A 14,418-nucleotide genomic window follows, 5' to 3' on the forward strand; every position below is an offset into this window, starting at 1 on the left:
ATTATTACCCTTTGTCGTGAACCTATTAATCAGTACAGCTTGAATAGGTCCCCGTTCACCTCCGACCCATCATGCTGCAGCTTTAAATCAGCCCTCCATGCTGGAATAAGAAGACCCCTTCTGCAATCGAAGGGGTCTTCAGGGACTTCAATTATGCCTGCATTCTGTTATCCAGCCTCATGCTGATCGCTGAACTGACTGTTGTACAGGTCCGCATAGAAGCCTTCTTGCAACAGCAACTCCTGATGGGTTCCCTGTTCAATGATGCTGCCCTTGTTCATAACCAGAATAAGGTCCGCATCGCGAATCGTGGATAGACGATGCGCAATGACAAAGCTGGTCCGGTCCTTCATCAGCTCATTCATCGCCTTCTGAATGTACAGCTCGGTCCGGGTATCCACGCTGCTGGTCGCTTCGTCAAGAATCAGAATCGACGGATTCGCCAGAATGGCCCGCGCAATCGTGAGCAGCTGCTTCTGCCCTTGCGATATGTTGGAGGCCTCCTCGTTCAGAACGGTGTCATAGCCGTCCGGCAGCGTCCGGATGAAGTGGTCGGCATGAGCCGCTTCCGCTGCTCTGATGATCTCTTCCTCCGTGGTCCCCTCGCGGCCGTATCCGATATTTTCCCGGATCGTCCCGTTAAAGAGCCAGGTATCCTGGAGCACCATTCCGAACAGGCTGCGAAGCTCACCCCGTCGAAGGGACGTAATATCCGTTCCGTCTATCGTAATTTTGCCCTTGTTAAGCTCATAGAACCGCATCAGCAGATTAATAAGCGTGGTCTTCCCTGCACCGGTTGGACCGACAATAGCCACCGTCTGTCCGTGCTTCACATCGACGTTCATATCCTCGATCAGAAGCTGATCCGCTTTATAACCAAAACTCACATTCTGGAAGGACACATCGCCGAGCGGCTTCTTGAGGGCTGCCGGAGCCGTATGCTCAGACACTTCTTCTTCCTCGTCCAGCACTTCAAATACGCGCTCTGCCGATGCAATCGTGGATTGAATGACATTCGCGATATTGGCAAGCTGCGTGATCGGCTGTGTGAATTGGCGTGAATATTGGATGAACGCCTGGATATCCCCGATCTCGATTGCTCTGCGGGTGACCAGAACGCCACCGACAACACTCACGATCACATACCCGATATTGCCAACAAAACTCATCAGCGGCATGATCGTTCCCGAGATGAACTGGGCTTTCCATCCGGCATCATAGAGCTTGTCGTTGACTTCATCGAATTGCTCCATCGATTGTCGTTCCCGGCCAAACGCCTTCACCACTTTATGACCTGTATACATCTCTTCCACATGTCCGTTCAGTTGGCCCAGATGCTTCTGTTGTGCCACGAAATGCTTCTGAGAGCGCTTGGCAACCATGATGGTGACCACCACGCTGAGCGGCAGGGTCAATATAACCACCAGAGTCAGCAGCGGACTGATTGTAAGCATCATGATGATAACCCCGACCAGTGTTACCACAGAGGTAATCATCTGTGTAAGACTCTGCTGAAGCGTACTGCTGATATTGTCCATATCGTTCGTGACCCGGCTCAGCGTCTCCCCATGCGTACGGGCGTCAAAATATTTAAGCGGCAGGCGTCCGAGCTTGTTATAGACATCCTTGCGCAGATCGTAAACAGTCCGCTGTGCCACGCCAGCCATGACATATTGCTGGATATAAGCAAACAGCGAGCTTAACAGATACAGGCCTGCCAGCCAGAGCATGATATTCCGAATGGCATCAAAATCAATCCCGGCACCCGGTACGCCCTGCATTTTGGCCATGAATCCTTTGAACAGGATCGTGGTTGCATCACCGAGAATTTTCGGGCTCACAATGCTGAATATCGTACTCAAGATGGCTGCGGTCAAGACGATCAGCAGTTTCCCCGTATGGGGCTTAAGGTATCGTGTAAGCCGGCGCAAAGTCCCCTTGAAATCCTTGGCTTTCTCGGCTGCCATCCCGGCACCATGCGGCCCGCCGCCGAAGGGACCGCCCTGGCCCCGAGGATGTCCTCCCCGTTTCTTCTCGCTCATGCGATCTCCTCCTCTGACAGCTGTGAGGTGACAATTTCACGGTACACATCGCTTGATGCCATAAGTTCCCCATGCGTGCCCATTCCGGCAATGCGTCCCTGTTCCAGCACGATGATTCGGTCAGCGTCCAAGACGGTGCTGACACGCTGGGCCACAATCAGAACCGTAGCCTCGGTCGTTTCCTCCCTCAGCGCTGCACGAAGATTCGCATCGGTCTTGAAATCCAGCGCAGAGAAACTGTCATCGAACACGTAGATTTCAGGTCTCCGGACCAGCGCCCTGGCAATGGAGAGCCGCTGCTTCTGGCCTCCGGATACATTGCTGCCGCCTTGGGAAATCTCGGCATCATAACCGCCTTCCATTGAAGAGATGAAATCAGCCGCCTGGGCAACTTTCGCGGCATGCTGAATCTCCTCGTCCGTTGCGTCTTCCTTGCCGTAGCGGATATTCTCTGCAATCGTACCGGTGAACAACAGCGCCTTCTGCGGCACAAATCCGATCCGGTTCCGCAGATCTTCCTGCATCAAGTCCCGAATATCCGTCCCGTTGACGAGAATCCGCCCGGAGGTCACATCATAGAAACGCGGAATCAAGCTGATCAGCGTTGATTTGCCTGAACCTGTTCCTCCAATAATCGCGGTAATCTCACCCGGTCCTGCCTGGAAGGAGATATCGGATATGGCCGGCTCCTCTGCGCCCGGATAATAGAAGGTGACGTCCTGAAATTCAATGGAACCCGTCGGAATGCCGGTATTCCGCGGCTGCTTCGGATCGTGGATCTCCGGTATCATGTTCAATACCTCATTGATCCGGACTGCCGATGCCTGCGCGCGCGGAATCATGACAAACATGACGGACAGCATGATCAGTGAGAACATGATCATCATCGCGTATTGGAGGAAGGCCATGAGGTCACCGACCTTCATGTGTTCGGCTTCTATGCGGTGGGCTCCGAACCAAACGATCGCCAGCGTGGCGAAGTTCATGACAAGCATCATGACGGGCATCATGGCACCCATGATTTTGTTAACCTTGATCGAGGTGGCTGTCAGATCCTCATTGGCATCATTAAACCGGACCGTCTCATGGTCCATGCGGTTAAACGAACGGATGACCCGCATTCCGGTCAGATTCTCACGCAGCACGCGGCTGAGTGTATCAATCTTGATCTGTATGGCCTTGAAGAGCGGAATCCCTTTTTTGGCAATGATGAAAATAGCCAACGCGAGAATCGGCAGGACGATCAGAAGCACCGTTGTCAGTCCCGGATCTCTCGATACCGCCATCACGATGCCCCCGATACACATCATCGGCGCGATGGCCATCATGCGAAGAATCATGATCGTGACCTGCTGCACCTGTGTGATATCGTTGGTGGTACGGGTTATCAGGGAAGCTGTTCCGATCTTGTCAAATTCCTGCAGCGTAAAATTCTCGACATGGGAGAATACGCGCCCACGCAGAATCCGGCCAAAACCGGTTGCCGATTTGGATGCCAAATAACTTGCCGCAATGGAGCAGACCATGCCGCCTGCTGTAACCAGGAGCATAAAACCTCCCACACTCCAAATGTAAGGAACGTCTCCCTTCACGATGCCGATATCCACAATGTCAGCCATCAAGGTCGGCAAGTAAAGATCAGACAGACATTGGAAAAATGTGAACAGCAGAACAAAAATGACCGCTGTCCGGTATGGTTTCATGTATTGAAACAGCTTTAACAAATCCCCCACCCCTACTCGTTGTCTGATGTTGTTTCATTCGAATTGCGCTTATGTTCTTGGAATTGGTAAATCTTCGTCAGCAGCTCCGTCAGCTTGACGCTGTCCTCTTCACCAAGAAAATCAACCATCTCGTTAAAGTTGTTTTTGACTTTCAGGTAGGTTTGCTGGACAATACGGTTCCCTGCCTCCGTAAGCTGTACGCGAACCGCGCGTCGGTCCTGTGCATCCATCACTCGCTCCACCAAGCCTTTACTCTCCAAGCCGTTGATAAATTGCGTGATCGTTGGTGACGTAACGTTCATCATGCTGCTGATCTCCGACACCTTCATACCGGGTCCGTCAGGCTCGATATGATGTCTGAGCCCCATTAGAACTCGAATTTCACCAGGGGTATAACCGGAAATCATGTGCTGATCCCACTCCTGCTTATGAAACATACGGATGCTGTACAGGAGCCTGCTGGCTACGCTGTCTTCCCGCATGCCCCCCTTCATGCACCTTTCTTCTCGTGACTGTCTTTCCTCGTCAACGGTATCTCCATTATGTGAATCTGGTTGTTTATCCTGTGTCATTGGCCACCTCTTCTCTACAGCACTAAAGCTTGAATTGACATGGTACAGACCATTTCTCCTTAAATAGATAGTTTGCCAATCTATTTGGTTACCTAACTATATACCTGGAGAAGACCGAAGTCAAATCGACTTCGGTCTTCCCGTAACACTATAATTCCTCGTCGTATAGAAGCTGCTGATAAGCCCCTTGGTGCACTCTGCCGCTCTTGCGTAACGACTTGCCAGAGCTCTTGTTCTGCCGCCGGGTGCTTGCCTTTTCTTTACGGGCGATATGAGCGAGCTCGCGCTCTGTTTTCTTGTAATTCGCATAACGCTTTGCATCCAGCGTCCCGTCCTGCAATGCTTCCCGGACCGCGCAGCCTGCTTCGGTCTCATGTCGGCAATCATGGAATCGACACTGCTGCGAGAGCGTGGAGATGTCCGCAAAGGCAGTCTCAAACCCCTCCTCTGAATCCCACAGCTGCAGCTCCCTCATGCCCGGGGTATCCACCATGATAGCACCTCCCGGCAGCACGAACAGCTCCCGGTGTGTCGTGGTATGGCGTCCCCTTGCATCCTCTTCCCGAATCCCTTGAACACGCTGCATCTCCTGACCGGACAGCCAGTTCAATAACGTGGATTTGCCCGCCCCGGAAGTGCCCGTTATTGCCACTGTCTTCCCTTGCACCAAGTAATCTTGAAGCTGCTCCTTCCCTTGGTCCTTTAAGGAGCTCACCACAAACACCGGCACACCGAGAGCGACCTCTTCCACCAGCGAGACATATGTTTCAGGCGATTCACATAGATCCGCCTTGGTGAGCAGGATGACCGGTGCAGCTCCGCTCTCCCAGACAGCAATTAAATAGCGTTCAATTCTGCGGACATTAAAATCCTTATTCAGCGCATTAATGATAAACACGGTATCGATGTTCGCGGCGATAACCTGCTCATCCGGCACGCTGCCTGCTTCCCTGCGCGTGACAGCGGACTTGCGGGGCAGCAGCTTATGAATGACGGCCCGCGATTCGCCCTGGAGCGGCTCGACCAGCACCCAATCGCCGACAGCCGGGAAATCGCTTTTGCTGCCCGCTTCGTATTCATACTTCCCTGTGACAACAGCCGTCTGCTCACCTTCTTGGGTTATAATGCGGTATTGCTTTGAGAACTGGGCTGTCACGCGCGCCGGCACGAGCTCTTTGTCCTGCTTCGGCATCTGCTCAGCCATCAAGCTCCAGTGTTCATTCCATCCATATGTGTGTAACGGTGTCATTTCTTGTTTAGTCAAATTCGTTATATCCCCTTATCATTATCAATTTGGTTGTTATATCAAAACACAAAAAAACCGCAGATTTGTATCTGCGGCTGATCTGAATATACACCAGAAGAAGGCATCATGCCCCTACGGTTACCCCGTGAAGACAGTACCAAACCCCGAGTATAGACACAAAAAACCCGCAGGATACCAAACACGGTCTCCTGCGGGTTCCAGGTATGGAAGTGAGGGCTCGATCTGAAGCCTCACCTCTTCGTTACCATTAGAATTTCCCGTCCAAAGAGACCAACGTCAAAGCGACCCATCCACTATGCATCATAACCATTTGACATCAGCCTCCTTCTGCTTAATTAATATATCCGTATTATAGAGTTCCAATTTCCAGGTGTCAACATCCCATGAAAAATTTAGAATCGCCTAAAATTTCTCCACTCCTCTGGCAGCAGCATCCCGTATTGGCGATTCAGAAAACGGTCATCGACAAGTGTGAGCGTACCGCTGTCTTGCTCTGATCGAATCAGGCGTCCTCCGGCCTGCAGCACTTTGTTCATCCCCGGGTACACGTAAGCGTAATCGTATCCCCTCTTGCCGGTACGGTCGAAATAATCCTTGATGATGTCATTCTCGAAAGACAACTGCGGCAATCCCACGCCGATCACTACGACACTGGAGAGCCGTTCTCCCTTCAGATCAATACCCTCCGAGAAAATGCCGCCCATTACCGCAAAGCCGATCAGCGGATCGGCTGCATCCGCCTGAAATGCATTCAGGAACGCCTCCCGCTCCTCCTCGCTCATCCCGTGTCCCTGAAGCAGCGTGCGTGCCCCGGGATTCATTCGGGCGAAGTCTTCATGAATATCCTGCATGTAGGGGTAGGACGGCAGAAAAATCAAGGTATTCACCGGCTGCTCCTGAACCAGAGCACTCAGCATCCGCACGATGGCCTCACGGCTCCGCTCCCGATCCTTGAACCGCGTCGACAATGGCAGAACTCGCACATCCAGCTGCTCGGCCGAGAATGGGGACGGAATCGAGAGGCTGTAGTCCTCTTCCTCCGCTCCCAGCATATCGCGATAATAGCCGAGCGGCATCAGGGTGGCCGAGAAAAACACGCTGGACCGATAATTCTTGGCCGCTTGCTGAAGCAAATAAGAGGGATCCAGACAAAACAGCTTGAGAAACACCTCGCTCTGACTCATCTCTGCATAGGTGACAAACCGGTCGTCATACAGCTTGGAGATACGCAGATAGCCCTGTACGGCAAAATAGCACTCCAAAAGCGCATCGGCCTCATCCCCGCTTTTGCCTGTCATCAGTTCGGCTTCCGCCTGGAGGGCAAAATCCTCCAATAGTTCGACCATCATCTCCGGCTGCTGGGAGCCTACAATCCGCTCTTCCTCTTCACCGGCCTTGCGCAGAATCTTAAAGCGGTTATTGACCCGTTTAGCCGTATTGTACAGCGTGGGATTGCTCTCTTTATAAGCCCTCTGCAGCTCTAAGAACGCAGATTTATTCAGTTCAGCCGAGAACATCCCTCTCGCGCGGTCCACCAGATTATGCGCCTCATCAACGAGCAGCACGCTGCGCTTCTTCACTTCCTCCGGCATACGCTTGAAGGATACACGCGGGTCAAACACATAGTTGTAATCACAGATGACGGCATCAGCCGCATAAGCGGCGTCCAGCGAGAACTCAAACGGACAGACCGTATGCTTGCGGGCATAATCCTCAATGACGGGCCTCGTGATCAACGTTTCATTCGAGAGCAGATCCAGTATGGCGTCATTGATCCGGTCATAGTAGCCCTCCGAGAACGCACAGCCCATCTGACTGCAGCCCTCCGCTTCACTGAAACAGATCTTGTCCTTCGCCGTCAGCGTGACTGCGTGCATACAGAGCCCTTGACGCTCCATGCGCGCCATGGCTTCCTCCGCGGTGGTTCGGGTAATCGTTTTGGCTGTCAGGTAAAAGATCCGCGATAGCAGTCCTTCACCGATCGCTTTAACCGAAGGAAACAGCGTGGATATGGTTTTGCCTATGCCGGTCGGCGCTTTGGCGAACAATCTCCGTCCTTCACCGATGCTTTTATATACGGCACCAGCAAGCTTCCGCTGTCCCTCCCGGTAGGCAGGAAACGGGAATTTAAGCTCGCGGATGCTCCGATCTCTCCGCTCGGCATGCTCTCTTAACAGGTTCGCATAGGGAGCATATGCCCCCACGACCTCAAGCACAAAGGATTCCAGCTGAGGCAAACTCCATTCCTGCACGAACTGCTTCCGCTCTCCGCTCGGCACTTGGAAATAGGTCAATCTGACTGCCATCCTTGGCATCTCATGCAACTTCGCATACATATAGGCATACATTTTGGCTTGCGCCCAGTGAACCGGGTAGGTGTGCTCGGTAATCTCGCCCAAATCTCCGGAGGTCGACTTGATCTCATCAATCATGATCCGTTCTTCCTCCCAAATCAGGCCGTCACAGCGACCCTCCACCACAAACAGCAGATCCTCGTACGGAATCTCGACTTCAAGCTGCACTTCCTTCTGATCGTTCTCGCCATAATCGCGCTGTACTTGCTGATGCGCGCGGGTACCCTCGGTGAGGGAGGTCGCCGTGCGAAAGCCCGAGGTAATGCTGCCGCTGCGAAAGACGTATTCCACCAGCGGCCTTACGGATATTTGGATAGTATGAGGCATGATGGTCTCCTATCGTTCATGTTCTTATGAAGCGTATTATACCAAACATTCGTTCCTGAATGCGAAGCATCCGCGCAGATCGATACAGAAAAAAGCGTGCGGACGGTTATCCTCGCGGATACCATCTGCACGCTATGCGAAACGGTCACTTATGGAGCTTTTTTCTGCATCTGATCCAAACTCTTAAACTCGTAGCCCCGGTTCTTCGCTTCATCAATGATTCGCCCCAGCGCCTCTGTATTGTCCTTGGAGATCGAATGAAGCAGGATGACTGCACCCGGGTGCAGCTGTGCGGTCACCTTGTCGTAAGCATACTGTGCGCCGCGCTGTGACTTCACATCCCAGTCCATATACGCCAGCGACCAGAAGACATTGGTATATCCCAATTGTTTGCTGGTTGCAAGGGACTTCTCGTCGAATATGCCGCGCGGTGTACGCAAATACTTCATGTCCGGCTGGCCGGTTATGCTCATGACCTCCTTCTTCACCCGCTCCAGCTCCTCAGTCAGCTTCTCTGCCGAAATCGTGGTAACATCGGGGTGATTCCAGGAATGGTTGCCGATAATATGGCCTTCCGCCGTCATCCGCTTCAGCAGATCCGCCTGTGTCTTCACGTAATGTCCGGTCACGAAGAAGGTGGCGGGCACCTTCTTCTCTTTGAGCGTATCCAGGATACGGGAGGTATAACCATTCTCATAGCCGTTATCAAACGTGAGATAAAGCTCCTTCTGCTCGGCATCGCCCATGAAGATGGCATCGTATTTTTGCAGAAGCTCCTTAAAGCCTTCCTCATTGATCGAGGGCAGCTGGCCATTGACGCTTTTCTTAAATCCAAAGTGAAACGGACCGCTTCCGGCCGCCAAGACTGCTCCAGAGATGGTCAGCACTATCGCCAAACTCATCAGAAGCACAAGCGCCGACCGAAGGACTCCACGTTTCTTCATATCCGCCTCTCTCCTTCTTTGTAGTGATATGGATCAATCGCCCCTATGAAAGACGTGCCCAGGGTTGCATCACCTAATATCCCACAAATCGGAGCAAACTATGTGTAAACCAACGTTAACCTGACACAAGAGAGATCCTTTGCTACGTAATTTGGATGGTACGTCCCTCCTGATGACTTTGCAGCGCATACTCGATCATCCGGATCACGTTGCGGGCTTCCTCCGCTTGGACGGGTAAAGCCCCCCCTTTAAGAATGGCTTCAGCAAGTCCCTGGTAGAATGCCTGATAACGTCCTGGCAGCGTCTCAATCTCACCTTGGACTGCCAGCCCGCTCAGCTCGGTAGCGAGCTCTCCGTATTGATCCGGCGAGTCTTCCCCCCAGCCTGCATCCCCTGGGCGCATGCCCTGCTTCAACTGGCCTTCTTGAGGGTCCATCCCATATTTCAGGAAACTTCCCTTATCGCCATGCAGCTCGAATTTCGGGCCGGCTTGCCGTACCAGTGAGCCGGAGTGCAGAATGACGCGGAACGTTGCGTAACCCAGCACCAGATGAAAATAATCATGCGCTTTGGAACCTTTGCGCTCTATTCTTAAATCTGCCCATAACGTCTCCGGCAGACCAAACAGGAACAGAGCCTGATCAATCAGGTGCGAGCCCAGATCGTATAATATGCCTGAACCGGGAGCTGCCTGCTCTCTCCACCGCTCGGATTGCACCTCAGGACGGTAGCGGCTGAACTGTGATTGATAAATGGAAAGCTTGCCGAGCGCTCCCGTTTCCAGCAGGTTGCGGACGGTCAGAAAGTCATTGTCCCAGCGGCGGTTATGGTATACCGTAAGCAGGACGCCCTTCTGCTTGGCAAGCTCAATCAGCTCGTCCGCTTCGGCAGCGGTTACGGTGAACGGTTTCTCTACAACCACATGCTTGCCAGCCTCAAGGGCCAACCGTGAATATTCATAATGTGTTGTATTAGGACTCGTAATGATGACAACGTCAATCTCCGAAACCGACAAGAGTTCATCCACACTGTCGACAACAGCCGTATCCGGCACATCCTTGTGAACCTTATCCGGATCCGATGACACAACCGTGTGTACCTTATAATCCGGCACGCTTCTCAGGATCGGTGCATGAAACACCGATCCGGACAGGCCGTATCCGATGATCCCCGCTTGTATTGCCATAACGCAAGCCTCCTCTTCCCATGGTTCTATGTTGATTCTATAAGGATCGCTGTGATTCCTTGCAACATCTTAACATCCCGCAAATATTTTACAACCGGAAAAAAGCCGCCTGCGGCTAACTTTGTTGCAGGCGGCTTCTCTATTCTCTCGTTATCAAAGTGACGCTGTGTACAAGCACAAGCGATACAATTAATAAGGATCAGCCTCATGCCCCATGCGGCTGGCATCCTCTACCGCTTGTTCACGTGAATCTCCATCCGAGCCCTTCTTCGCCTGTTCCAGGCCTTCCCTAACGCGGCGTCCGTAATCCTCATCCGCGTACGTGAAATGCTCCACCATTTTCTCTTGAATGCGAACATCGCATTGACTTAGCGCACCCACCAGATTGTTGATCAGTTCATTGCGCTCCCAGTCCTCGAATGCTCGGTACGTATCGCCAGCCTGCTTAAAGTCCAGCGTGCGATCAAGCTTCTGGCGCACGAGATTCGCATCGTAGTGAGGCTGATGCGGCTTCGCTGTCTGCGAGGCTTCCACCAAGCCGTCCGTCATGGAAGGCTCATAATCCACATGTGGGCTCTGCCCTGGCGCCTTATCCACAAAATAAGACATTTGTCCGCCGCGCTGATTGGTCGCTACCCGCTTCTTCGGTGCGTTGATTGGCAGCTGCAGATAGTTCGTGCCTACGCGATGCCGCTGGGTATCCGAGTAAGAGAAGGTACGGCCCTGCAGCAGCTTGTCGTCCGAGAAGTCAAGTCCGTCCACAAGCACGCCGGTTCCGAAGGCCGCTTGCTCCACCTCGTTATAGTAGTTCTCCGGATTGCGGTTCAGCACCATTTTACCAACCTTTAAGAACGGGAACTGATCTTCCGGCCACAGCTTGGTCGGATCAAGCGGATCAAATTCCAGCTCCGGATGATCGTCGTCGCTCATAATCTGAACGCACAGTTCCCACTCCGGATATTCTCCGCGCTCAATCGCCTCATACAGATCCTGGGTAGCGTGGCTGTCATTCATGCCCTGAATCTTGTTTGCTTCTTCCTGCGTCAGGTTTTTGATCCCCTGCTTGAGCGGCTCCCAGTGATACTTCACCAGCACACCGACTCCATCTGCATTGACCCATTTGTATGTATTCACACCAGAGCCCTGCATTTGGCGGTAATTCGCCGGGATACCCCAAGGGGACCACAGAAACGTGATCATATGCGTCGCTTCCGGAGAACGGGATACGAAGTCGAACATGCCGACTGGCCCCGGGACGTTGGATACCGGATCAGGCTTGAACGCATGCACCATATCCGGGAATTTGAGCGGATCACGGATGAAAAATATTTTCAGGTTGTTGCCCACCAAATCCCAGTTGCCTTCCTCCGTATAGAACTTGACGGCAAATCCGCGTGGGTCACGTAACGTTTCAGGCGAGCCGGAGCCGTGGACTACGGTCGAGAACCGCACAAATACCGGAGTTCGCTTGCCTTCAACCTGAAACAGCTTCGCCCGCGTATACTTTGAGACGGGCTCATCGCCCACTTTTCCATACGTTTCAAAGTAGCCGTGGGCCCCTGCTCCCCTGGCATGCACAACGCGTTCCGGAATGCGTTCCCGGTCAAAATGCGTAATCTTCTCGAGAAAATGATAATTCTCCAGTGTCATCGGTCCCCGGTTTCCAACCGTTCTTACATTCTGATTGTCTGATATCGGATGCCCCTGACGATTAGTCAGTGTATCCTCCCGCTCCGTCTCACCCCGGTTTTGTGCAAAACCTGTGCGCTCCTGGTTAATCCCATTATTCCCCTCATGTTCTTGGCCACTCACGAATGTCATTCCTCCTTGGATAGATAGCTTGTAATTGGTTCTCTTACTATGGATATTATGTCCAAGGAGTGAAAATGTATGAAATGCAGCTCAATTCAAAACAAACTTATCCCCGTTCTCCCAGCAGCCCGCGTGTAAAGCTGATCCATTCCCTGACAGCAAAAGACAGATACCGGTCCTTCCTCCAGATCATGCCGAGCTGCCAAGGAATCACCGGATTATCCAGCGGCAGAATGGTAACGCGTGAGGAATCGATTTCTTTGCAGATCGTTTCCGGCAGCAGGGCTATCCCCAGATTCGCAGCCACCATGCCGCTGATGAGGTCCCACTGCGAGCTTTCGTAGACCACTCTAGGCTCGAAGCCTGCGCTTATACATTCCCGGATGATCCGGTCATGGAGCGTGAAATCCTCGCGGAACAACACAAACGCTTCCTCCGCAAGCTCATTCAGGTTCACATGATCTCTGCCTGCAAGCCGATGGGACGGATGTACAAGCAGATTCAACTTCTCTTTCACAAAGGAATAATAGTGAAACACCTCTTCGTTAACCGGCAGCACGGCAACCCCGATGTCCGTCTGGCCGCTCTCCACATCGGCCTCCACCTTCTTGGCGCCATCCTCAATAAGCTGAATGGTAATCTTTGGGTATTCCTGGTGGAACTGCCCGATCACCTCTGGAAAAAAGCTTGAGCCCACCATAGGCGGAAGACCGATTCGGAGATGTCCGCGCTTCAGGTTCATCAGATCCTCCAGCTCGGCGGATACGCGCTGGAAGGAATCCACCATCTGCTGTGCCTGCTGGTACATGATATGGCCCGCATCCGTCAGCTCGATTCGCTTGCCCTGCCGGTAGAACAAGGTGACGCCCCATTCATCCTCCATGTTGCGAATGGTCTTGCTGATTGTCGGCTGCGTAATATAAAGCTTCTCCGCCGCCTTGGTGAAGCTCTGATTCCTGGCGACCTCAAGAAAATACTCCAGATGCCGTATGTCCATCCGATCCACCCTCCTGATTCTTCTATGTATAGATAAATGGAATAGTTATCATTCGATATATGCATTTTACCTATGAAAATTATCGTTGTAAAATTTCATTAATACTGAAAACATAGGAGGCCGGTCATGATCAACATATTGAAAGGAACTCTGCAAGTGGCCGGTTTCATGCTTCTTTCCATGGGAATGGATAAACTGGCCGAATGGCTGCATCTGGGGATACCCGGAAGCATACTCGGCATTGCCGTGGTGTTTATTCTGCTCGAAACCAAGATCCTGCGTCTGGAGTGGATTGAGCTTGGCGCTAATTGGCTGCTCGCCGAATTGCTGCTGTTCTTTATCCCTGCTGCAGTCGGTATCATGAAATATTTCCCGATGCTGGAAGCCGAAGGGCTCCAGATTCTAGTTGTTGTTCTGTTCAGCACCGTTATCGTGATGGTGAGTTCGGGGCTGACAGCCGGCTTCATCTCCACTCGAAAGGAGCGGAGAACGCCATGAACATCCTGCTGTCTGCATTCGTTGGACTGCTGTTAACGATCGGTATCTATGCGGGCGCCAAAAGGCTGTACCGCCGCTTTCCCAAGGTCTATTTGTCTCCGCTCCTGATTACTCCGGTGCTCCTTGTTGTGATATTGACACAAACGGGCGTATCCTATGAAACATACAATGAAGGTGCGCAGTGGATAAGCAAGCTGCTGGGACCGGCAACGATCGCCTTTGCCGTTCCGCTGTACAAGAACTTTCAAACCCTGAAGAAGCATGCTGCCGAGATTATGCTCAGCGTGCTGACCGGGTCGGTGCTGGCGATGGTATCCTCTGCGTTTCTTGCAAAATGGATGCACCTGAACAGCTCTCTTGCCACCAGCCTTGTGCCGCGCTCCATTACAACGCCCATTGCCATGAACGTATCTGAGGTCATCGGGGGGGTGCCCAACATGACCGCTGTCTTTGTCATCATGACCGGCATTCTGGGCTCCATGATCGGACCGGCCGTCATGCGAATTTTCCGGATTCGGGGCGATATCGCAAGAGGCGTTCTGTTCGGGACCAGCGCCCACGGAACCGGCACATCCAAAGCATTCGAATTCAGCTCCCTCTCCGGCACAATCTCCAGCATTTCGATGATTGTTGCTGCCCTCTTCACCCTCGGGACCGCACCACTAATCATGGCATTTCTGCACTAATATTGGCAT

The 14,418-nt window shown here is 52.6% G+C and carries 11 protein-coding genes; 2 read left to right on the forward strand and 9 right to left on the reverse strand.

What is annotated here, in order from left to right; all coding sequences use genetic code 11:
- Window positions 1–167: 167 nt before the first annotated feature.
- The 9 genes from PVOR_RS00175 to cidR form a co-directional block, all read right to left on the reverse strand.
- Complete coding sequence (locus tag PVOR_RS00175) at window positions 168–2,042, reverse strand: ABC transporter ATP-binding protein (protein ID WP_006207021.1); 1,875 nt, start codon at window positions 2,040–2,042, stop codon at window positions 168–170.
- Window positions 2,039–3,766, reverse strand: a complete 1,728-nt coding sequence (locus PVOR_RS00180; protein WP_006207022.1) for an ABC transporter ATP-binding protein — start codon at window positions 3,764–3,766, stop codon at window positions 2,039–2,041. The genes PVOR_RS00175 and PVOR_RS00180 overlap by 4 nt, the downstream gene beginning before the upstream one ends.
- An 11-nt stretch (window positions 3,767–3,777) precedes the next feature.
- Complete coding sequence (locus tag PVOR_RS00185; RefSeq protein WP_006207023.1) at window positions 3,778–4,260, reverse strand: MarR family winged helix-turn-helix transcriptional regulator; 483 nt, start codon at window positions 4,258–4,260, stop codon at window positions 3,778–3,780.
- A 226-nt stretch (window positions 4,261–4,486) separates the two neighbouring features.
- On the reverse strand, window positions 4,487–5,602 hold the full coding sequence (gene rsgA, locus PVOR_RS00190) for a ribosome small subunit-dependent GTPase A (RefSeq protein WP_040680019.1): 1,116 nt from the start codon (window positions 5,600–5,602) through the stop codon (window positions 4,487–4,489).
- Between the two features lie 395 nt (window positions 5,603–5,997).
- The gene (locus tag PVOR_RS00195; protein ID WP_006207025.1) at window positions 5,998–8,286 is read right to left on the reverse strand and encodes an ATP-dependent DNA helicase; all 2,289 of its coding nucleotides are present in this window, start codon (window positions 8,284–8,286) and stop codon (window positions 5,998–6,000) included.
- A gap of 149 nt (window positions 8,287–8,435) precedes the next feature.
- A complete protein-coding gene (pdaA, locus tag PVOR_RS00200; RefSeq protein WP_006207026.1) occupies window positions 8,436–9,230 on the reverse strand; it encodes a delta-lactam-biosynthetic de-N-acetylase in 795 nt (264 codons plus the stop codon).
- 142 nt (window positions 9,231–9,372) lie between these two features.
- On the reverse strand, window positions 9,373–10,416 hold the full coding sequence (locus PVOR_RS00205; protein WP_006207027.1) for an oxidoreductase: 1,044 nt from the start codon (window positions 10,414–10,416) through the stop codon (window positions 9,373–9,375).
- 189 nt (window positions 10,417–10,605) lie between these two features.
- Window positions 10,606–12,228, reverse strand: a complete 1,623-nt coding sequence (locus tag PVOR_RS00210) for a catalase (RefSeq protein WP_006207029.1) — start codon at window positions 12,226–12,228, stop codon at window positions 10,606–10,608.
- 106 nt (window positions 12,229–12,334) lie between these two features.
- The gene (cidR, locus tag PVOR_RS00215; RefSeq protein WP_006207030.1) at window positions 12,335–13,225 is read right to left on the reverse strand and encodes a cidABC operon transcriptional activator CidR; all 891 of its coding nucleotides are present in this window, start codon (window positions 13,223–13,225) and stop codon (window positions 12,335–12,337) included.
- A gap of 126 nt (window positions 13,226–13,351) precedes the next feature.
- On the opposite strand from cidR, the gene PVOR_RS00220 reads away from it, so the two are divergent.
- Both PVOR_RS00220 and PVOR_RS00225 read left to right on the forward strand, forming a co-directional pair.
- The gene (locus tag PVOR_RS00220; RefSeq protein WP_006207031.1) at window positions 13,352–13,723 is read left to right on the forward strand and encodes a CidA/LrgA family protein; all 372 of its coding nucleotides are present in this window, start codon (window positions 13,352–13,354) and stop codon (window positions 13,721–13,723) included.
- Entirely contained in the window at window positions 13,720–14,409 is a 690-nt protein-coding gene (locus PVOR_RS00225) for a CidB/LrgB family autolysis modulator (RefSeq protein ID WP_006207032.1), read from the forward strand. The genes PVOR_RS00220 and PVOR_RS00225 overlap by 4 nt, the downstream gene beginning before the upstream one ends.
- The last annotated feature ends 9 nt before the right edge of the window (window positions 14,410–14,418 follow it).

The sequence above is a fragment of the Paenibacillus vortex V453 genome (assembly GCF_000193415.1).
GTDB lineage: Bacteria > Bacillota > Bacilli > Paenibacillales > Paenibacillaceae > Paenibacillus_AQ > Paenibacillus_AQ glucanolyticus.